Source organism: Streptomyces sp. 147326 (assembly GCF_045000215.1).
Classification (GTDB): Bacteria; Actinomycetota; Actinomycetes; order Streptomycetales; family Streptomycetaceae; genus Streptomyces.
The window spans coordinates 1,316,576-1,338,030 of sequence record NZ_CP134201.1; the positions used below are offsets into that span (position 1 = coordinate 1,316,576).

The 21,455-nt window shown below is 75.9% G+C and carries 11 protein-coding genes; all 11 read left to right on the forward strand.

Annotated features, from left to right (window positions below; genetic code table 11):
* Positions 1–350 precede the first annotated feature (350 nt).
* The 11 genes from RIU97_RS06095 to RIU97_RS06145 all read left to right on the forward strand — a co-directional run bounded on the left by RIU97_RS06095 (position 351) and on the right by RIU97_RS06145 (position 21,386).
* On the forward strand, positions 351–7,130 hold the full coding sequence (locus RIU97_RS06095; protein ID WP_404953910.1) for an SDR family NAD(P)-dependent oxidoreductase: 6,780 nt from the start codon (positions 351–353) through the stop codon (positions 7,128–7,130).
* Entirely contained in the window at positions 7,123–11,748 is a 4,626-nt protein-coding gene (locus tag RIU97_RS06100; protein ID WP_404953912.1) for a beta-ketoacyl synthase N-terminal-like domain-containing protein, read from the forward strand. Before RIU97_RS06095 ends, RIU97_RS06100 begins: the two co-directional genes overlap by 8 nt.
* Entirely contained in the window at positions 11,738–12,058 is a 321-nt protein-coding gene (locus RIU97_RS06105) for an acyl carrier protein (protein WP_404953914.1), read from the forward strand. The genes RIU97_RS06100 and RIU97_RS06105 overlap by 11 nt, the downstream gene beginning before the upstream one ends.
* 7 nt (positions 12,059–12,065) lie before the next feature.
* Positions 12,066–12,932, forward strand: coding sequence for an alpha/beta fold hydrolase (locus tag RIU97_RS06110; protein ID WP_404953916.1), 867 nt, complete (start codon positions 12,066–12,068; stop codon positions 12,930–12,932).
* A gap of 2 nt (positions 12,933–12,934) precedes the next feature.
* Positions 12,935–14,101, forward strand: coding sequence for a glycosyltransferase (locus RIU97_RS06115; protein WP_404962772.1), 1,167 nt, complete (start codon positions 12,935–12,937; stop codon positions 14,099–14,101).
* On the forward strand, positions 14,098–15,966 hold the full coding sequence (locus RIU97_RS06120; protein WP_404953918.1) for a methyltransferase domain-containing protein: 1,869 nt from the start codon (positions 14,098–14,100) through the stop codon (positions 15,964–15,966). The genes RIU97_RS06115 and RIU97_RS06120 overlap by 4 nt, the downstream gene beginning before the upstream one ends.
* Positions 15,963–16,952, forward strand: a complete 990-nt coding sequence (locus RIU97_RS06125; protein WP_404953920.1) for a galactokinase — start codon at positions 15,963–15,965, stop codon at positions 16,950–16,952. Before RIU97_RS06120 ends, RIU97_RS06125 begins: the two co-directional genes overlap by 4 nt.
* A 38-nt stretch (positions 16,953–16,990) precedes the next feature.
* Positions 16,991–18,277 carry an alkaline phosphatase family protein gene (locus RIU97_RS06130; RefSeq protein ID WP_404953922.1) on the forward strand — a complete coding sequence of 429 codons (1,287 nt, stop codon included), beginning with the start codon at positions 16,991–16,993 and terminating at the stop codon, positions 18,275–18,277.
* A 20-nt stretch (positions 18,278–18,297) separates the two neighbouring features.
* Positions 18,298–19,548 (forward strand): MFS transporter, encoded by a 1,251-nt coding sequence (locus RIU97_RS06135; RefSeq protein ID WP_404953924.1) that lies wholly within the window; start codon positions 18,298–18,300, stop codon positions 19,546–19,548.
* A gap of 9 nt (positions 19,549–19,557) precedes the next feature.
* On the forward strand, positions 19,558–20,481 hold the full coding sequence (locus RIU97_RS06140) for an SDR family oxidoreductase (RefSeq protein WP_404953926.1): 924 nt from the start codon (positions 19,558–19,560) through the stop codon (positions 20,479–20,481).
* 107 nt (positions 20,482–20,588) lie between these two features.
* The gene (locus tag RIU97_RS06145) at positions 20,589–21,386 is read left to right on the forward strand and encodes a 3-hydroxybutyrate dehydrogenase (RefSeq protein WP_404953928.1); all 798 of its coding nucleotides are present in this window, start codon (positions 20,589–20,591) and stop codon (positions 21,384–21,386) included.
* Positions 21,387–21,455 lie beyond the last annotated feature (69 nt).

Genomic DNA, 21,455 nt, shown 5'->3' on the forward strand with positions numbered 1-21,455 from the left:
GTGCGCCGGGCCGGGCCGCGGGGTCCGCCCACCGCGGCGGGCAACGTCGCAGGCCACGGCTCGGCCGGGGCGGATCGCGGGTCCCACCGGAGGGCGCGCCGGGCGGTCCGCACGCGCCGAGGGAGCGAAGTACCGCACTCCGCATAGCTGTTGACAGTGCACGGCGGTCACCGCACGATGCATCGCGGCATGAGGGTGTTTGACCACTGTTCAAGCCTGCCGCCGCACGCCGGCCGAGGTGCGAGACCGCCGCACTCCCCTCCTCGCGCTCTGCCGCTTCCTTCCGCTCGTTCTGCCGTTCTTCCGTCCCGCACTCCGCCATGTCACCCAGCACTGGAAGAGGAGCGCCCGTGACCCCCCATCCCCCACAGTCCGCCGCCACCCGCGATCTGGTCGTCGCGGTCAGTCCCTTCGAGGAGCCCCGTCCGGGGATCGTGACCGCCGCCGAACGCGCGGGGTCCCTCGGACTGCTCGACCTCGGCCGGGACGCGCACGCCGCACGGAACGGCCTCGCGGAGTCGGGCCGCCGGCTCGGCGGCAGCGGCAGGTACGGAGTGCGGGTGCCCGCGGGCTGCCCGCTCGGACCGGAGGAACTGCCGGCCGAGGTGGACACCGTGCTGCTCGCCGACCCCGCCCGGCACACCCCGGAGTGGGTGGCCGCGTGGGCGGCGGCGGCGGGCCGGCCCCGTGTGTGGGCCGAGGTCACCAGCCTGGCGGAGGCCACGACCGCCGTGGCCGCGGGGGCGGACTCGCTCGTCGCCAAGGGCCACGAGGCCGGTGGCCGGGTGGGCCCGGCCACCACCTTCGTACTGCTCCAGCAGCTGCTCGGGGACCCCTCGATCCGGGTTCCCGTACGCGCCTGCGGCGGGATCGGCCCGCACACGGCGGCCGCGGCCGTCGCGGGCGGCGCCGCCGGGGTGCTCCTCGACGCACAACTGGCCCTGACCGTGGAGGGCGAGGCCGGGATGCCGGCGGAAGTGGCCGACGCCCTGCGGGCGATGGACGGTTCGGAGACCCGGCTCGCCGACGGGCACCGGGTGTTCGCACGACCCGACCTCACCCCGCCGGAGGGTCCGGCGCACCTGCTGCTCGGCGCCCGGGACCTGCGGGCGCAGCTGCTGCCCGTCGGGCAGGACGGAGCCTGCGCGGCCCGGCTCGCCGAGCGCCACCGGACCACCGGCGGTGTGCTCCTCGCCGTACGGGCGGCCGTCCGCGGGCACCTGGAGGCGGCGGCCCGGACCGGGCCGCCGGCCGTCGCGCAGGGGCCGATGACCCGGGTGAGCGACCAGGCGGCCTTCGCCGAGGCGGTCGCCGCCGCGGGCGGGGTCCCGTACCTGGCGCTCGCGGTGATGGAGGGCCCGGACGTACGCCGGCTGCTGGCCGAGACGGCCGAACGGCTCGGGGAACGCCCCTGGGGCGTGGGGCTGCTCGGCTTCGCACCGCCGGAACTGCGGCGGGCGCAGCTGGCGGCCGTGACCGGGGCCCGTCCACCGCACGCGATCATCGCCGGGGGCACCCCGGCGCAGGCGGCCCCGCTGGAGGCGGCCGGGATCCGCACCCACCTGCACGTGCCCTCGCCCGGCCTGCTGGAGCGGTACCTCGCCGAGGGGGCGCGGCGGTTCGTCTTCGAGGGGCTGGAGTGCGGCGGGCACGTCGGGCCGCGCGCCTCGTTCCCGCTGTGGGAGGAGCAGATCGAGCGGCTGCTGTCCTGCCCCGAACCGGAGGCCCTGGACCTGCTGTTCGCGGGCGGGATCCACGACGAGCGGTCCGCCGCGATGGCGCTGGCGGCCGCGGCTCCGCTGGCCGGGCGCGGCGCGCGGATCGGCGTGCTGATGGGCACCGCGTACCTGTTCACCGAGGAGGCCGTGGCGGCGGGCGCGGTACTGCCGGGCTTCCAGCGGGCGGCGGTGGAGTGCGCGGACACCGTACTGCTGCGCACCGCGCCCGGACACGCCACCCGCTGCGCGGACACCCCGTACGCCGAGACCTTCGAGGCGACCCGGCGGCGGCTCGCGGAGAGCGGCGTGGAACCGCGCGCGATGTGGGAGGAGCTGGAGCGGCTCAACCTGGGACGGCTGCGGATCGCCAGCAAGGGCCTGCGGCGCGCGACGGACCGGCTGGAGGCCGTCGACGAGGAACAGCAGTACGCGGAGGGGCTGTTCATGCTCGGGCAGGCCGCGACCCTGCGCACCGGAACCACCACGATCGCCGCACTGCACGCGCAGGTCACCGGGGGAGCCACCGCGCTGCTGGAGCGGCGGGCCCGCGACTTCGCGGACGGCGGGGCAGCGGAGGCGGCCGACCCGCTCGACATCGCCATCGTCGGGATGGCCTGCGCCTACCCCGGCGCGCCGGACCTCGCCGCCTACTGGGCGATGGTCCTCGCCGGGACGGACGCCGTCACCGAGGTGCCGGCCGACCGGTGGGACCCGGCGCTCTACTACGACCCCGACCCGGCCCGGGCCGGAGAGCGCACGCCGTCGCGCTGGGGCGGCTTCCTCGGCCCGGTGCCCTTCGACGCCCTCGCGCACGGCATCCCGCCCGCCTCCCTCGCCGGGATCGAGCCGGTGCAGCTGCTGGCCCTGGAGATCTCGGCGCGGGCCCTCGGCGACGCCGGCTACGGCAAGGGGCGCGCCTTCGACCGCTCGCGGACCTCGGTGGTCTTCGGTGCGGAGGCCGGTACCGAACTCGCGGGCTCGTACGGCCTGCGCGCCCTGCACCCCGCCTACCTGGGCGAGCTGCCGCCCGGCCTGGACGAGCAACTGCCGCGGCTCACCGAGGACTCCTTCCCCGGGATCCTCGCCAACGTCATCGCGGGCCGGGTCGCCAACCGGCTCGACCTGGGCGGGGCGAACTGCACGGTCGACGCCGCCTGCGCCTCCTCCCTCGCAGCCCTGGACCTCGCCTGCCGCCAACTGCGCGACCGGGACAGCGACATGGTGCTGTGCGGGGGCGCCGACGTGCACAACGGGATCAACGACTACCTGATGTTCGCCTCCGTGCGCGCGCTCTCACCGGGCGGCCGCTGCCGGCCCTTCGACGCGGCCGCCGACGGGATCGCCCTCGGCGAGGGGGTGGGGGTGCTCGTCCTGAAGCGGCTCGCGGACGCGGAGCGGGACGGCGACCGGGTGTACGCCGTGATCAAGGCGGTGGGCTCCGCCAGCGACGGCCGCTCCCTCGGCCTGACCGCACCCCGCCCGGAAGGACAGCGACGGGCCCTGGAGCGGGCCTACGCACGGGCCGGCATCGCCCCGGCCGAGGTGGGCCTGGTCGAGGCGCACGGCACCGGCACGGTGGTCGGCGACAGCACCGAACTGGCCGTCCTCAGCGACCTGTTCACCGCCTCCGGAGCGCCCGCCGGATCCTGCGCCCTGGGCTCCGTCAAATCCCAGCTCGGCCACACCAAGTGCGCCGCCGGACTCGCCGGGCTCATCAAGGCCGCACGGGCCGTCCACACGGGTGTCCGGCCGCCCACCCTGCACATCGGCACACCGAACCCGGCCTGGCAGGCGGAAACCAGCCCCTTCTCCTTCGACAGCGAGGCCCGCCCCTGGGCCGTACCCGCGGAGCGGCGGATAGCCGGAGTCAGCGCCTTCGGCTTCGGCGGCACCAACTACCACGCGGTGCTCGCCGGTTACGGCGGGGCGGAGGAGCCCCGGCACGGCCTGGAGGAGTGGCCGGCCGAGCTGTTCTGCTTCCGCGGCGCGGACCGGAAGGCGGCCGGCCGCGCGATGGCCCGGCTCGCGGCCCGCCTGGAGGAGAACGACACGGCCGGACGTCCCTGGCCCCTGCGCGACCTCGCGGCGGAAACCGCCACCGGCTCCGACCCGGTCCAGGTGGCGATCGTCGCGGCCGACCTCGACGAACTGGCGACCCGACTCGAACAGGCCCGCACCTTCGCCCACGGCCCGGGCATCCACACCAGACACGAACCATCCGGGCTCACCGCCTTCCTCTTCCCCGGCCAGGGCAGCCAACGGCCGGGCATGCTGAACGAGTTGTTCACCTCCTTCCCCGCCCTGCGCACCCTCCTGGACTCGGCTCCGCCTCCCGTCGTCTCGGCGATGTTCCCGCCGGCGGCCTTCACCGCCGAAGGACGGGCGGCCCAGAAGACCTCCGTCACCGACACCCGCGTGGCCCAGCCGGCCCTGGGACTGGCCGGGGCAGCGGCGCACCTGCTGCTCGGCGAGCTCGGCGTACGGCCGGACTGCGTGGCCGGACACTCGTACGGGGAGCTCACCGCGCTCTGGGCGGCCGGGGTCTACGACACCGAGAGCCTGCTACGGCTGAGCGCCCGCCGCGCCGAGGCGATCCTGACGGCCGCCGGCGCGGACCCGGGCTCGATGGCGGCCGTATCGGCGACACCGGACGAGGTCGCCGCACGCACCGGATGCACCGTCGCGAACCACAACGCCCCCCGCCAGTGCGTGATCTCGGGCCCCACGCCCACCGTCAAGGAGGCGGTATCCGCGCTCCGCGAGGCGGGACTCTCAGCAGAGCCCCTCCCGGTGGCCTGCGCCTTCCACAGCGAAGTGGTGTCAGAGGCATCGAAGGGCCTCGCCGCGGCACTGGCGGACACACCCGTGACGGCCCCGACCATCCCCGTCTGGTCGAACACCACAGGCGGCCCGTATCCGACATCACCTGCGGAGATCCAGAACCTCCTGGCCCGCCAGGTCGCGGAGCCGGTCCGGTTCGTCGACGAGGTGGAGGCGATGTACGCGGCCGGCGTCCGCACGTTCGTCGAGGCGGGCCCCGGGCGGGTCCTCACCGCCCTGATCGGCCGCATCCTGTCCGACCGCCCCCACACGGTGGTCCCCCTGGACGTCCCGGGGGAACACGGCCTGCTCCGGCTGGTCACTGCGCTGGCGGAACTCACTGCGGCAGGCGTGTCGATCACACCGGAGGCCCTGTTCCGCGGCCGCACCTCCCGCCTCCCGGAACGCGCCCCGCGCCGCCCGGGCTGGCTGGTGGACGGCCACCTGGTCCGCACGGCGGCCGGCACCCCGGTCCCCGGCGGCCTCCGCCCCGCCCAACGCGTGGCCGCGCCGACCCCACGCCTTGCCCCGCCCACGGAACCCGGTGCGAACGGAGATGCGGATATGACCGCGAGCTGGACCACAACGGGCACGACGGCAGGTCGCGAAGAGGCGGTCCTGGAATACCTCCGCAGCACCCGCGAACTGGTCGCGGCGCAGCGGGACGTCCTGCTGGGCTACCTGGGCCTGCCCGCACACGGGCAAGAGGCCGCTTCCGCCGGGGCCGGGAGCGTGCCGGGGCGCTCCCCGCAGGGCGCCGAACGCAAGGTGCCCCGGCCCTCCGGCCCCCCGCCACGTTCGGCGCCCGAGGAAACGGCCCGGCGCGCGCCCGGCCCCACCCCTCCCGCGGCCCCCGCCGAAGCCGCGACCCCCGCCCGGTCCCCCGAGGCGGTCATGGAGGTCGTCCTGGAGATCGTCCACACCCGGACCGGATACCCCCTGGACATGCTCGACCCCGGCCTGGACCTGGAGGCGGACCTCTCCATCGACTCCATCAAGCGCGTGGAGATCATCGGCGCCCTGGCCGACCGGATCGGCCTCCCCCAGGACCCGGGCGGCTCCGCCGAGTCCGCGGTCGAGGAGCTGTCCCGGATCAAGACCCTGCGCGCCATAGTCGACTGGATCACCGCACACACGACCGAAGAGCAGCCGGCCCCGCATCCAGCACCCCCCGCCCCGTCCACACCCCCGCTCACCCGCCTCCGGGTGGACACCGTCCCCGCACCCCCCACCACCCCGGACCCGGAAGTCCTCCGCGGCCTGCGGATCGGAGTGGTCGACGACGGCCAGGGCCTCGCCCAGGCGCTCTCCACGGCACTGGAGTCGTACGGGGCCGAGCCGCACCCCCTCACCGAACCCGAGCCCGGTTTCGACGCCGTCGTCGACCTGACCGGTCTGCGGACCGGCTCGGAGCCCGTCCTCCCCCAGCTCTTCCCCGCACTGCGCCGCACCCTGACGGACGGAACGCACCGGCTGCTCCTCGTCACCACACCCGGCGCCCCCGCCGCCGGCCTGCACGGCTTCGCCCGCAGCGCCGCCCTCGAATTCCCCGGCACAGTCGTCCGCGCCGTGGACGTCCACCCCAAGGAGGCCCCCGAACAGGTCGCCGCGCAGCTCCTGGCAGAACTGAGCTGCGACACGGGCACGTCCGTCGGCTACACGACCGAAGGCACCCGTACCACCCGCACCCCGGCCCCGGCCCCACTCACCCCAGCCGGCGGCACCGCGCAGCCCCTGGGCCCCGACTCCGTAGTCCTGCTCACCGGAGGAGCCCGCGGCATCACCGCCCGCACCGCCCTGGCCCTGGCCCGCGCCACGGGGTGCCACATCGAACTCCTCGGCCGCACCCCCGAACCCGCCCCCTCCGCGGACGAGTTCGCCCAGGCCCAGGACCGGGTCGCCCTCCGCGCCGCCCTGATCGCGGCAGGGCTCCGTACGCCCGCGGAGATCGAGGCCGCGGCCTCGCGGATCCTCGCCGAGCGCGAGGTCCGCGCCACCCTGGCCGCGCTCACCGCGGCGGCCGCCTCCGTCCGCTACCACTGCGCGGACGTCACCGACGAGCAGGCCGTACGGGCCGTCGTGGCCGACGTACGGGAGCGCCACGGCCGGCTCGACGGCATCGTGCACGGCGCCGGAGTCCTGCGCGACGGCCTGCTGAGCGACAAGCAACCGGCCGACTTCACCCAGGTGTTCACCACGAAGGTGGCCGGCGCCCGGCACCTGGCGGCCGCGGCCGCCGAACACGGCTCGGCGCCCGCCCCCCGCTTCCTGGCCCTGTTCGGGAGCGTGGCCGGGGTCTACGGCAACCGCGGCCAGACCGACTACGCCGCGGCCAACGACGCCCTCGACGGCCTCGCGCACAGCTGGGCGGAGTCCTTCCCGGGCCGGGTGCTGTCGGTCGACTGGGGGCCCTGGGCCGCGGAGGCGGGCGGGATGGTCACCCCCGAGCTGGAGCGTGCGTACGCCCGGCGCGGCATCCCGCTCATCGATCCGACGGCCGGCACCGCCGCGTTCCTCGCCGAACTGTCGCACGGGACCGAGGTGCAGGTGGTCCTGATGGCAAGCGCACAGGAGGACGGAGTCCATGAGTAGCCGACGAAACGGCACCGCCCCCCGCCCCACCGACGCCGCCATCGTCGGCATGGGCGCGGTCTTCCCCGGCGCTCCCGACCTGGCCGCGTACCGCCGCAACCTCCTCGCCGGTACGGACTCCATCGGCGAGGTCCCCCCGGGCCGCTGGGACCCCGAGGTGTACTACGACCCCACCTCGGGACCCACCTCCGGATCCGCCCCGGGACCCGCCGCCGGAGACCGTTTCTACTGCCGCAGGGGCGGCTTCGTCGACGGCCTCGCCGCCTTCGACCCGACCCGGTTCGGAATCATGCCGGCCGCCGTGGAGGGGGCCGAGCCGGATCAGATGCTGGCCCTGCACGCGACGGCGGAGGCGATCGCCGACGCGGGCGGCGAGGACCGGCTGCCGGCCGACCGCTCGCGGATCGGGGTGGTGCTGGGCCGCGGCGGGTTCATGGGCGTGGCCACCGCCCGCCTCGACCAACGGGTGCGTACCGCACACCAGTTGGCGCAGACCCTGCGGGAGCTGGCGCCGGAGCTGGGCGAGCGGCGGATCGCGGCGGTGCGCTCGGCCTTCCAGGACGCGCTGGGGCCGGAGCGGCCGGACGCCTCGATCGGGCTGGTGCCGAGCTTCACGGCCGCGCGGACCGCGAACCGGCTGGACTTCCGCGGCCCCGCCTACACCCTGGACGCGGCCTGCGCCTCCTCCCTCCTGGCGGTGGACCAGGCAGTGGGGCTGCTGGCCTCGGACCGCTGTGACGCGGTGGTCGCGGGGGCGGTGCACCACTGCCACATCGCGACGCTGTGGAGCGTGTTCACGCAGTTGCGGGCGCTGAGTCCCAGCGAGCGGATCCGGCCCTTCGACCGGAGGGCCGACGGGACCCTGCTGTCCGAGGGGACCGGGGTGGTGCTGCTGAAGCGGCTGGCTGACGCGCAGCGGGACGGCGACCGCGTGTACGCGGTGATCCGCGGGACGGGCGTGGCCGGGGACGGCCGTGCGGCGAGCCTGATGAGCCCCCTGGTCGCGGGCCAGGTGCAGGCCCTGGAGCGGGCCTGGCGGGAGGCGGGGCTGGATCCGCGGGCGCCGGGCGCGCTGGGCCTGCTGGAGGCGCACGGGACGGGCACCCCGGTCGGTGACGCGGCCGAACTGGACACACTGGCACAGGTGTTCGGCCCGCCGGAGCCGGGCGACCGGCGCGGCATCGGCTTCGGCTCGGTGAAGTCGATGCTCGGGCACACCATGCAGGCCTCGGGCATGGCCGGGCTGATCAAGGCCGCGCTCGCGGTGCACGAGGGGGTGCTGCCGCCGACGCTGCACCTGGAGGAGCCGCACCCGGACCTGGCCCGGACCCGGATGCGGCCGGTGGCGGCGACGGAGCCGTGGGAGCGGGGGCCGGAGCCCCGCCGGGCCGGGGTCAACGCGTTCGGCTTCGGCGGGATCAACGCGCACGTGGTCCTGGAGGAGGCCCCGGCGGCTCCGCGCCCGCCGCTTCCGGTGCGGCGGTTCCTGCCGCTGGGAGCCGCGGCCGCGCCGGTGGGGCCGGCCGCACGGGCCGACGTACTCCTGATCGGCGCGGACACTCCGGCGCAGCTGTCGGCCCGGCTGGCGTCCGGTCCCCCCGTGTCCGGTGGCGACGGGCCCTGCCGGGTCGCGGTGGTCGGCCCGACGCCGCAGCGGCTCGCGCTGGCCGCGAAGGCGGTGGCGCGGGGCCGGCCGTGGCGGGGGCGCGGGGACGTGTGGTTCACGCCGGAGCCGCTGGGCGGCCGGGTGGCGTTCCTGTTCCCGGGCCTGGAGCCGGAGTTCGCCCCGGTGGTCGACGACGTGGCGGAGCGGCTCGCGCTGGCGGCGCCCCGGCTCACCCGGGGCGCGACCCTCGTGGAACGGGCCCTGGACGCGATCGCGACGGGCCGCTTCTTCGCCCGGGTGCTGCCCGGACTCGGCATCGAGGCCGATGTGCTGGCGGGCCACAGCCTGGGCGAGTGGGCGGCGATGGTGGCTGCCGGAATGTATCCGCAGGAGGCGGCCGACGCCTTCCTGGACTCGCTGCGGCCGGACGATCTGCGGGTCCCGGACCTCGTGTACGCGGCACTGGGCTGCGGCGCCCGGCGGGCCGAGGCGGCACTGCAGGGCCTGGACGCGGTGGTGGTCAGCCACGACAACTGCCCCCACCAGTCGGTGATCTGCGGGGACCCGGACCGGGTGGCGTCGGTGATGGAGCGGTTGCGCGCCGATGGGGTGCTCGGCCAGGAACTGCCGTTCCGTTCGGGCTTCCACACCCCCATGTGGGAGCCGTACCTCGGCCAGGTCCGCACCGCCTTCGGCCGGCTGCCGCTGCGCCCCGGCTCGCTCCCGGTGTGGTCGGCGACCACGTGCGCGCCGTTCCCGTCCGCCCCGCAGGAGGTGCGGGACCTGGTGGTCCGCCACCTCCTGGAGCCGGTCCGCTTCCGCGAGTTGACGCTGCGGCTGTACGAGGAGGAGGGCGTGCGCAGCTTCGTCACGCTGGGGCCGGGCAGCCTGCCGGGCTTCGTCGAGGACACCCTGCGCGAGCGTCCCCACCTTTCGGTGTCGACCTCCTCCCCCCGTCTGCCGGGCCTGGCGGCGCTGAGCCGCACGTGCGCCGCGCTGTGGGCCGAGGGGTACGCACCGCGCTGGGGGCTCCTGGCCGAGGCGGCCCCGGAGGCCGGTTCGGCCGTTCGCCCCGGCCCGGCCGCGCCGCAGCCGGCACCCGCCGGACCGGGGCTTCGCATGCCCCTGGACCTGGGGTCCCCGCTGGTCCGCCTGGGCGAGGCGGCCCGCACCTCCCTGAGCGGCCTCCTCGCCCCGGGCCCGGAACCGGCCGCAGCCCCGGGCCCGGCACCGGCGGCGCCCACGACACAACCTCCCCCCGCGGTACGGCCGGTGCTGCTCTCCGCCCTGGACGCGGTGCTGGCCGACACCGGCTCGGCCGCCCGGGCCGTCACCGACGCCTGGTCGGCCGTAGGACCGCCCAGGGCCCCGGGGAAGGAAATCCTGCGGCTCTCCCTCGCCGCGCTGCCCTCCGTACGCGACCACTGCGTGTACCTCCAGCCCGACGGCTGGCCGGAGGACTCCGACCGGTTCCCCGTCGTGCCCATGACCACCATGCTGGAGCTGGCCGCCGACGCCGCCCGGCGGCACGCCCCGCCCGGCCTCGCCGTCGTCGGCTACGAGGACGTACGGGCCCTGCGGTGGCTCGCCGTCGAGCCGGCCGTCGACGTCGAGGTCCGCGTCCGCGGTGACGGGCCCGGCCGGTTGCGCGTCGCCCTCGGGGAGTACGCCTCGGTGGTCGTGCTGCTCGGCGAGCGGTACGGGGAGCCGCCCGCACCCGACGGCACGCCGCTGCGCGACCCCGCTGCCGCGCCCGTCAGCGCCGCGGCCCTGTACCGGGACCGCTGGATGTTCCACGGGCCGCGCTTCGCCGGGGTCCACGAGGTGCGGACCGTCGGCTCGGACGGCATCCACGGCGTACTGCGGGCCCTGCCCGACCCGGGCGCGCTGCTCGACGCCGCCGGACAGCTCTTCGGGCACTGGATGCAGCTGCGGCTCCCGGTGGACCGGCTGGTCTTCCCGGCCACCGTGGACCGCATCCGGTTCTTCGGGCCGCCGCCGGCCCCGCAGGAGCTGGTCACCGCCACCGCCCGGATCCGCGAGGTGCACGACGTCACCGTGCGCGGTGACCTCGAACTGCGCCGGGCCTCCGGCGGGGTGTGGGCCCGGATCGAGGGGTGGACGTACCGCCGGTTCGGCGCCGACGAGCGGGTCTGGCCGATGAAGTTCACCCCGGAGGTCTGCGGGATCGGCGAGCCCCGGCCCGAGGGCTGGTGCCTGGCCCGGCGCCGCTGGACCGATCCCGCCTCGCAGGAGCTGGTGATGCGCCGCTACCTGGGCGCCGCCGAGCGGGCCGCCTACGAGCGGCTGTCGCCGCGGGCCCGGGCGCCCTGGCTGCTGGGCCGGATCGCGGCCAAGGACGCCCTGCGCGGGCTCCTGTGGGACGGCGGAGCCGGGCCGGTGTTCCCGGCGGAGGTGCCCATCGGCAACGACGCGGCCGGCCGGCCGCTCGCCGAGGGCCCGCTGGCCCGGGGCCACCGGCTGTCCATCGCCCACAAGGACCGGATCGCGGTCGCCCTCGCCGACCCGGCGCGGCCGGTCGGCATCGACGTGGAGCCGGTGACCGCCGACCCGGACGCGCTGATCCGGATCGCCCTCGGGCCGGACGAACTCCGCCTCGCCGAACGGCTGGCGGCCCGCGGGGGCACCGGTCTGCCGGCCGCACTCACCGCCCTGTGGTGCGCCAAGGAGGCCGCGGCGAAGGCGGACGGCGGCGGACTCGGCGGCCGGCCGCGGGACTGGCGGGTGAGCGGTGATCCGGATTCCGGCGCCCTGCTCGTGACGTCCCCGGACGGGCACCCGTACCCGGTCCGCACGACACGGCTCGGCACACCGCTGACCGACACACCGCTCGCCACCACGCTCACCGGTTCACCGGTCACCGGCACGCCGCCCGCCGGCCCCGCGCCCGCCGACCCGGCGCCGCCCGAGCACGTCGTCGCCTGGACCGCCCACCCGACCGCGCCCTCCCCCGTCCCCTTCCACCTCACGGAGAACCGTCATGGCAACTGACATCCTCGCCGAGATCACGGGCATGCTCGTGGAGATCGTCGGCGACGAGTACCTCCTCGCGGAGGAGGTCACGATGAAGACGACGTTCAACGAGGACCTCGCCCTGGAGAGCATCGAGTTCGTCGCCCTCGCCGAGCTGCTCCACCACCGCTACGGCGCCGACGTGGACCTGATGGGCTTCCTGGCGGAGAAGGACATGGACGCCATCCTGGCCATGTCCGTCGGTGAGCTCGTCACCCACATCGGCCGGATCACGCACACCTCCCTGGCCCGGGTCTCGGCGGGCACCGCGCCCGCGTCGGCCGGCTGAGCCCGCCATGGCCGTCGTCCTCGCCAACTCCCTGCGCTTCCACGTCCAGCGGCTCCCGGCCGCCGACGGAGCCGACGCCCCGGACCGCCCCGTCGTGGTCTTCCTGCACGGGCTGGTCGTCGACAACCTCTCCTCCTTCTACTGCCCCCTGGCCGTGCCGGTGGCCCGGGCCGGGCACGAGGCCGTCCTCTACGACCTGCGCGGACACGGCCGTACCGAGCGCCCGGCCTCCGGCTACGACAGCCGCACCGCCGTACGGGACCTCTTCGCCCTGCTCGGCGCGCTGGGCCTCGGGCGGCGCCCGGTCCACCTGGTCGGCAACAGCTACGGCGGGACCCTCGCCCTGCACGCCGCCCTGGCCCGGCCCGACCTCGTCGCCGGGCTCACCCTCCTCGAACCACCGCTCGGCGGGGCGTGGGTGGAGAACATGGTGGACACCCTGTCGGCGGCCGCGCTCAGCCTGGAGGACAGCCCGGTCCCCGCCGAGCTGCTCACCCTGCGCCTGCGCAAGGCCGCCAACCTCACGGCCATCGCCGACGCCCTCCTCAACCGCACCACGCTCATCGACGACATCGCCGCGAGCCGCACCTTCACCCCGGCCGACTACGCCCAGCTGCGCTGCCCGGTCCTGACCGTCTGCGGCGAGCACTCCGAACTGGTCGCGGGGGCCCGGGAGCTGGCCGACCACGCCCCGGGGGGCGCGCTGCGGATCCTGCCGGGTCTGGGGCACGACGTCCTGAAGGAGAGCAGCGGGGTGCTGCGGGAGTCCGTGCTGGCCCATCTCGGCGCGACGGCCGCGAAGGCTCCGGCGAACCCGTCCGCCGCGACGGCAGCGGCAGCGGTCCGGCCGCGGGCGGGAGCGCTGGTCCGGTGAAGGTGCTGTTCACCGTGCCCCCGCTCGCGGGGCACGTCAATCCGACCGTGGCCGTCGGGGCCGAACTGGCCTCCCGGGGACATGAGATCGCCTGGGCGGGGCCGGCCTCCGCACTGGCCCGGCTGCTGCCCGCACAGGCCCGGATCCTGCCGGCCGGCGAGGAGGCGGGCGGCGGGTACGCGGCGCTGCACGAGCGGTGGCGCGATCTGCGCGGGGTGGGGGCACTGCGGTTCCTGTGGGAGGAGGCGCTGGTGCCGCTGGCCCGGGCGATGGTGCCGGGGGTGGAACGGGCCGTCCGGGCGTTCGGGCCGGACGTGATGGTCGCCGACCAGCAGGCCCTGGCCGGGCCGCTGGTCGCCCGGCGGCTCGGCGTCCCGTGGGCGACCTCCGCCAGCACCTCGGCCGAACTGACCCGGCCCTTCGCGGACTTCCCGAAGGTCGGGGAGTGGGTGGCCGGGCAGATCTCCGGCCTGCTCGCGGAGTTCGGTGACGCGGCGCGGGAACCGGGGGGCTGGGATCCGCGGTTCTCGGAGCGGCTGGTCCTGGTCTTCTCCACCCCTGAACTCGTCGGGACGGCCGGTGAGTTCCCGGCGCACCACGCCTACGTCGGGCCGGCCTTCGGAGCCCGGCCGGTCCCGCCCGGATTCCCCTGGCAGCGGCTGGACCCGGCGCGGCGGCGGGTGCTGGTGTCCCTGGGCACCCTCAACCAGGAGGCCGGTGCCCGCTTCTACGGGGCGGTGCTGGGAGCCGCCGAACGGCTCTCCGAGGAAGTCCAGTTCGTGCTCGCGGCGCCCTCCGCGCTGATCGGGCCGGTGCCCGGCCACGTACTGCTCCAGGAGAGCGTCCCGCAGCTGGACCTGCTGCCGCACCTGGACGCGGTGGTCTGCCACGCGGGCCACAACACCGTCTGCGAGGCCCTCGCGCACGGGCTGCCGCTGGTCGTCGCCCCGATCCGGGACGACCAGCCGATCGTGGCCCGGCAGGTGGTCGAGGCCGGAGCCGGAATCCGGGTGCGCTTCGGCAGGACCCGGGCCGAGGAACTGCGCGACGCGCTCACGGCCGTGCTGGACGATCCCGGCCCCCGCCGGGCCGCCCGGCGGATCCAGGCCTCATTCGCCGCGGCGGGCGGGGCTGCCGCCGCGGCCGACCGGTTGGAGAAACTGCTATGACGCCACCCCCGCTCTCCCGGGTCCGGTGGACCTCCGCGGTGTTACTGGCCGCACTCGCCGCGGGCACCGTACGCGCAGGGCGCCGGCTGCGGGCGATCCCGGTGCTGCCCGTGACCCCGCCCGCGGCGGCCGGCGTGCCGCGGCCGGCCGGATGGCGGCTGCTCACCGCCCGCGGCGTCGAGCCCGACGCCGCCACCTTCCTCGCCGCCTGCGCGCTCGCCGAAGGCGAGGGCCTGCGGGTGCTGGACCTGCTGCCCGCGGACCTGGCCGCCGAGCGGGCGCTGGGGCTGCTGCGGCTGGTCGATCCCGCCCGGTACCGGTGGGACCGGCTCGGCGAGGGGCGCGGGGCCGGGTTCGCCGTGCTCGTCGCCGAGGAGGTGCTGGCGCGGGCCGGGGCGGATCCGGTCGGGCCGCGCCCGGAACCGGCGGAACTCCTGGCGCTGACCCGCCGGTTGAAGGAGTACGCCGCCGACGCGACGGGCCTGGCCATCGCCCCCGGCCTGAGCTGCGGAGCACCCGACGAGCCCCGGGGACCGGCGCGCGTCGCCGAGCTGCGGGCCCAGGGGCTGCCGCCGGGGGCGCTGGCCGCCGCGCAGCTCGGCGGGCTGGCGCTGCTGGCGGGCGTCGCGCTGCGCCAGGGCCGGTGGGGCGCGGCCGCGGCCGGGCTGTACTGGCTCCAGCCGTACCTCGCCCTGGGCGGGCCGGGTTCCCCGCTGCGGCCCGCCGATCTGGCCCGGGCCACCGCGGCCCGGCCGCTGCGCTCCCTCGGCGCCGCCCTGCGTACGGCCGCGGCGGCCGGGCGGGACGGAACCGGCGAGGACCGCGCGCGGGACTCCACCCGGGCCGCCGCCTATCAGGCCGAACTGCGCGCGGGTGTCGCACACTTCCTCGAGCCGCGCCGCCCGGACTGCCCGTGGTGCGGCTCCGGCCGGCTCTCCGTCCGGGTCCGGGTGCCCGACCTGCTCCAGGGCAAGCCGGGCCTCTTCACCCTGGAACAGTGCGGGGAGTGCGGGCACGTCTTCCAGAACCCCCGGCTGACCCCGGAGGGCCTGGAGTTCTACTACCGCGACTTCTACGACGGACGCGGCGGCGAGGGCGCGGGCACGGTCTTCGGAAGGCTGGGCGCCGCCTACCGGGGGCGCGCCGAGATGCTCCTGCCGCACGCCGACCCGTTGTCGTGGCTCGATGTGGGCACCGGGCACGGCCACTTCTGCAACGCGGCGCGGGCCGTCTGGCCGCGGACCCGGTTCGACGGGCTCGACATGGGCGACGGGGTCCGCGAGGCGGAGCGCCGCGGCTGGGTGGAGACCGGGTACCAGGGGCAGTTCCCGGAGTTCGCGTCGAAGCTGGCGGGCCAGTACGAGGTGGTCAGCATGTACCACTACCTGGAACACACCCGGGATCCGCTCGCCGAACTGGACGCGGCGGCCGCCGTCCTGGCCCCCGGCGGGTTCCTGACCATCGAGCTGCCCGACCCGGAGTCCCGGATGGCCCGGCTGCTCGGCCCGGCGTGGCTGCCCTGGTTCCAGCCGCAGCACCAGCACCTGGTGCCCGCCGCGAACCTGCGCGAGGCGCTGGCCGACCGGGGGTTCACCGTCCTCGCCGAGGAGCACGGACCGGCCCACCAGGGCAACGACTTCTTCGGCGCGGTGGCGCTCACGGCGACGCGGCTGGCCCCGGACCCGGACCGCCCGTGGGGTCCCCCGGCCACGGCCGGCGCCCGGGCCCTCGCCCGTGCCGTCCGGCTGGCCGCCCTGCCGGCCTTCGCGGGCGCGGCGGTACTCGACGCCCTGCGCACGGCGGCGGCCCACCGCACGGACGGCGGCAACGCCTACCGGATGCTGGCCCGCAAGGACGTCCTGTGACGAGCGCGGAAGCCTCCGGGCCGCAGTCCACGGCAGGCGAACCGGGCACCGGGCACCTCACAGACCGGGCCGGAGGGGAACCGGTCGGCCTCGCCGGAGGCGGACTGGCTCGGCGGGCCACCGCCGATCCGTTGTTCCGGCTCGTCGCCTACGCGCTGGAGGCCGCGCACGGGCGGCCCCCCGCCGCCGTGTGGAGCGCGCCGTACGCCTTCCACCTGGGCTCCCCCGGGCTGGTCGCGGCGGCCGGCTGGCCCACGGCCGCCGCCGCGGCGCCGCGCACCGACGCTCTGGTGCGGCTCAGCTCCCTCGCCCACCCCGCGGACAGCTGCGATCTGCCGCTGACGCTGTCCGGGCCGCCGCCCGCCGCACCCGACTGGGCCGTGCGTCCGTACACCGTGCTGCGGGCGCTGGCCCGCGCCGGTCACGGCCGCGGCGGGACGGACCTGCACGTGCAGGGTTCGCTCACGGGGGCCGCCGGCCTGGCCACGGCGGAGCCCGCCGAGTGCGCGGTGGCGCTGGCGGTGGCCGACGTACACGCGGCGGCGGGTGAGCGGCCGGACCGTGCGGACCTGGCCCGGCTGCTGGCCGACGCGCTGCCGGACGGGGACGACGGGCTGCGCCGGGCGGTGCTCTTCGCCCGGCCCGGCCGGGCCCTGCTGGTGGGTCCGGAACCCCGGCGTCGACAGCGGTACGTGCCCTTCGATCCGGCGTCCTCGGGAGCGCGGCTGGTGCTGGTCGCCGTCCGGGGCGAGGCCGCGGACCGGTCGCGGGAGCTGGCGCGGGCCGTGTCCTGCGCCCGGCGGGCCGGTGCGCTGAGCGCCTGGCAGCCCGGGCCGCGGCCGGGGCGGAGCGTGCTGGTGCTGCTGCCCGAGACACGACTGACGGCGGTGCGGTCCGCGGTCGCGGAGGACTTCCGCGGCCGGGGGCGGCCCGTACCGCGCTTCCTGAACATCGCCGTGGCCGGTGCGGCGCGGCGCGAGGAATGACACCGGGTCGCTGGACCCACGACAGGGAGGAAACACCCATGCCCACCCCCTCACCATCACCCGCGACCAGGGCCGGGATGAGACGCCGGGCCCGCTGGTCGGCGCTCGTGGCCGGGCTCGGCGCGCTCGGCCTGCTGGGCGCCTTCACCGTGGCCAACTCGCAGGCCGCGGAGAGCGGTCCGGCCGCTCCGGCGGCGGCCGCGGCCGCACTGCCCACGTACGACCACGTGGTGGTCGTCGTGTACGAGAACAAGCAGTACGGGGAGATCATCGGCAGCGCGAACGCCCCGTACGTCAACCAGCTGGCGAACGGCGGCGCGAGCCTGACCGGCATGAAGGCGCTGACCCACCCCAGCCAGCCGAACTACTTCAACCTCTTCTCCGGTGCCACGCAGGGCATCACGGGCGACGGCTGCTACACCCCGCAGTCGATGACGGCGCCGAACCTCGGCCAGGAGCTGATCGCCGCGGGCAAGACCTTCGCGACGTACAACGAGGACCTGCCGAGCGAGGGGTCCACGGCCTGCACGAACGGCCAGTACGCGCAGAAGCACAACCCGTGGTTCGCCTTCAAGAACGTGCCGCTGAACACCGGCAAGACGTGGGCGCAGTTCCCGCAGAACAACTTCGCGGCGCTGCCGAACCTCTCCTTCGTGGTCCCCAACCAGTGCAACGACATGCACTCGTGCTCCGTGAACACGGGGGACACCTGGACGAGGAACAACATCGACGCCTACGCCCAGTGGGCGAAGGCCAACAACAGCCTGCTGGTGCTCACTTGGGACGAGGACAACTACCTCGGCTCGAACCAGATCGCCACCGTCTTCTACGGCGCGAAGGTCAAGACGGGCAAATACGCCACGGCCTTCAACCACCACCACCTGCTGCGGACCTTCGAGGACCTCTTCGGCACGGCGACGCACGCGGGCAACGCGGCCAACGTCCCGCCGATCAGCGAGGTGTTCGACACCTCGACGGAGCCAACCCCGACCCCCACGCCCACTGCGACTCCCACCCCGACACCGACACCGACACCCACGCCGACCCCCACACCCACTCCGGGTGATCTGAAGCTGGCCAACCCCGGCCCGCAGACCTGCAAGTTCAACCAGTCCTGCACCATCCAGCTCTCCGCCACCGGCGGCAAGCCCGCCTACCGGTACGCGGCCACCGGCCTGCCCTGGGGCCTGACCGTCGACGCCGGCTCGGGACGCATCTCCGGCAAGCCCTGGGGCAGCGGCACGGTCCAGGTCACGGCGACCGCCACCGACACCACCGGCACCACCGTCACCGCCGCGTTCCCGCTCACCATCAACTGGTTCTAGCCGCTCCCGAGGAGGCATCCGTGTACCTGTCGACCAGCCGGGCCGCGGACATCGCCGGGGACACCCCGGCCCCGAAGGGCCCGCTGCGGGCCGTCCCCGGCACGGTGTTCGCGCTCGGACTGGTCAGCCTGGTCACGGACGTCTCCGCGGAGATGGTCACCGCGGTCCTGCCGCTGTACCTGATGGCCGGACTCGGCATGTCCCCGCTCGCGTTCGGCGCCCTGGACGGACTTCACCAGGGCGCCACCGCGCTGCTGCGCCTCGCGGGCGGCCGGATCGCCGACCGCACCCACCGCCGCAAGCTCGTCGCGGGCACCGGCTACGCGCTCTCCGCCGTGTGCAAGGCCGCCCTGCTCGCCGTCACCACCCCCTGGTCGGTCGCCGCGGTGCTGGCCGCCGACCGGACCGGCAAGGGCCTGCGCACCGCCCCGCGCGACGCGCTGATCTCGCTGTCCGTGCCGCCGGAGGAGCAGGGCCGTGCCTTCGGGGTGCACCGCGCGCTGGACACGGCGGGCGCGCTGCTGGGACCGCTGGCCGCGTTCGGGGTGCTGTGGGTGGCGGTGGACGGGTACGAGGCCGTGTTCACCGTGAGCTGCTGCATCGCCGTGCTGGGGGTGGTGCTGCTCGCCCTCTTCGTACGGGAGGCCCCCGCGCCCGCCCCGGCCGCGCCCCGGACCCCGCCGCCCCCCGTACGCACCCTGCTACGGCTCTCCGGCCTGCGGCGGCTGTGCCTGACGGCCGCCGTGCTCGGCCTGTTCACCGTCGGCGACGCCTTCCTCTACCTGCTGCTCCAGCGCCGGCTCGACCTGTCGGCCGCGTACTTCCCGCTGCTGCCCGTGGGCACGGCGGCCGTGTTCCTGCTGGCCGCGCTGCCCGTGGGCCGGCTCGCCGACCGGCTGGGGCGCGATCGGGTCTTCCTCGGCGGGCACGTGCTGCTGCTCGGCGCCTGCCTGCTGCTCCTGGCCCCGGTTCCGGCCGGGGCGCCGCTGGTCGTGGGCGTGCTGGCCCTGCTCGGCCTGTTCTACGCGGCCACCGACGGGGTGCTGATGGCCTCCGCCGGGCCGCTGCTCCCGGCCGAGCTGCGCACGACCGGGCTCGCGGTGCTCCAAACCGCGCAGGCACTGGCCCGGTTCGCGGGTTCCCTGCTCTTCGGCGCGGCCTGGACCCTGTGGGGGCCGGGCCAGGCGCTGGGCCTGGCAGCCGGCGGGCTGCTGCTGTCCCTGGCGGCGGTCGCCGTGTCCGGCGGGACGCGGGCGGGGCAGTCGTCGTAGGGTCGGCCCATGCCGGAAACGCAGCGGACTCTCGAAGGCAGGGTGGCCCTCGTGGCCGGGGCGACGCGGGGCGCGGGCCGCGGCATCGCGGTCCAGCTGGGCGCACAGGGCGCGACGGTGTACGTGTCCGGGCGGAGCACCGCCGGCCGCCGCTCGGAGTACGACCGCCCCGAGACGATCGAGGAGACCGCCGAGCTGGTCACGGCGGCGGGCGGCCGGGGCATCGCGGTGGCCGCGGACCATCTGGTGCCGGCCGAGGTCGAGGCGCTGGTGCGGCGGATCGACACCGAGCAGGGCCGGCTCGACGTCCTGGTCAACGACGTCTGGGGCGGGGAGCGGCTCTTCGAGTGGGAGAGCACGGTCTGGGAGCACGACCTGGACAACGGGCTGCGGCTGATGCGGCTGGCGGTGGAGACCCACGCCGTCACCAGCCATTTCGCGCTGCCGCTGATGCTGCGCGAGCCCGGCGGTCTGGTGGTGGAGATGACGGACGGCACGGCCGAGTACAACGCGAGCCGCTACCGGGTCTCCTTCTTCTACGACATCGCCAAGTCCTCGGTCCTGCGCATGGCGTTCGCTCTGGGGCACGAGCTGGGGCCGCGCGGGGTCACGGCGGTGGCGCTGACCCCGGGCTGGCTGCGCTCGGAGATGATGCTGGACAACTTCGGGGTGACGGAGGAGAACTGGCGGGACGCGCTGGCCAAGGTCCCGCACTTCGCCATCTCCGAGACCCCGTCGTATGTGGGCCGGGCGGTCGCGGCGCTCGCCGCGGACCCGGAGGTGGCACGCTGGAACGGGCAGTCCCTCTCGAGCGGGCAGCTCGCGCGCGTCTACGGATTCACGGACCTCGACGGCAGCCGCCCGGACGCCTGGCGCTACATGGTCGAGGTCCAGGACCCGGACCTCCCGGCGGACACCACCGGCTATCGCTAGGGGGCGCCGGCCCCGGGGCGGCATGGCGTCGGGGCACACTGCCCCGCGGCCCACTATGGCGGTCGTGCACATGGGATGTCCGGCGATGCGTCTCTAGCGTTCCGGCCATGACGAGCCAATTTCGCGCAACTCCCGGATCCTTCGCGCACGGTGCCGCAGGCGTGGACCTCTCGGGGCGCACCGCCCTGGTGACCGGGGGCGCCAGCGGCATCGGGCGGGCCTGTGCGCGGGCGCTGGCAGAGGCCGGAGCCCTGGTGCACGTGGTGGACATCGACGCCGAGGCGGCCAGGACCGTGGCCACGGCCGTCGGCGGCCGTCCGCACACCGTGGACCTCGCCGACGCGGAGGCGGTGCGTGCGCTCCCGGACGAGGTCGACATCCTGGTCAACAGCGCCGGGCTGCAGCACGTGGCGCCCATCGAGCACTTCCCGCCGGCCCGGTTCGAGCTGATCCAGAAGGTGATGGTCACCGCACCGTTCCTGCTGATCCGGCAGTGCCTGCCGCACATGTACGCGGGCGGCTGGGGCCGGGTGGTGAACATCTCCAGCGTGCACGGCCTGCGGGCCAGCCCCTTCAAGTCCGCCTACGTCGCCGCCAAGCACGGTCTGGAGGGCCTGAGCAAGGTCGCCGCCCTCGAGGGCGCCCCGCACGGGGTGACCAGCAACTGCATCAACCCCGGCTACGTCCGCACCCCCCTGGTCGAGCACCAGATCACCTCGCAGGCCGCCGCCCACGGCATCGCCCACGAGGACGTCGTCACGGACGTACTGCTGGAACGCACCGCGATCAAGCGGCTGATCGAGCCGGAAGAGGTGGCCGCGGTGGCGGTGTGGCTCTGCGGTCCGCTCACGGGCTACATCACCGGCGCCTCACTCCCCGTCGACGGCGGCTGGGGCGCGCACTGACGCTCCGGGGCGGGGAGGGCGGGCGGAACGGCGAGTCGCGTCCGGTCGTCCACGGCGGCTCGCCGCCAC

Bases quoted from the DNA above. Each gene is read 5' to 3' on its own strand.
- RIU97_RS06100 (WP_404953912.1), top strand. From the start codon at position 7,123: ATGAGTAGCCGACGAAACGGCACCGCCCCCCGCCCCACCGACGCCGCC.
- RIU97_RS06105 (WP_404953914.1), top strand. From the start codon at position 11,738: ATGGCAACTGACATCCTCGCCGAGATCACGGGCATGCTCGTGGAGATC.
- RIU97_RS06110 (WP_404953916.1), top strand. From the start codon at position 12,066: ATGGCCGTCGTCCTCGCCAACTCCCTGCGCTTCCACGTCCAGCGGCTC.
- RIU97_RS06120 (WP_404953918.1), top strand. From the start codon at position 14,098: ATGACGCCACCCCCGCTCTCCCGGGTCCGGTGGACCTCCGCGGTGTTA.
- RIU97_RS06130 (WP_404953922.1), top strand. From the start codon at position 16,991: ATGCCCACCCCCTCACCATCACCCGCGACCAGGGCCGGGATGAGACGC.
- RIU97_RS06140 (WP_404953926.1), top strand. From the start codon at position 19,558: ATGCCGGAAACGCAGCGGACTCTCGAAGGCAGGGTGGCCCTCGTGGCC.
- RIU97_RS06145 (WP_404953928.1), top strand. From the start codon at position 20,589: ATGACGAGCCAATTTCGCGCAACTCCCGGATCCTTCGCGCACGGTGCC.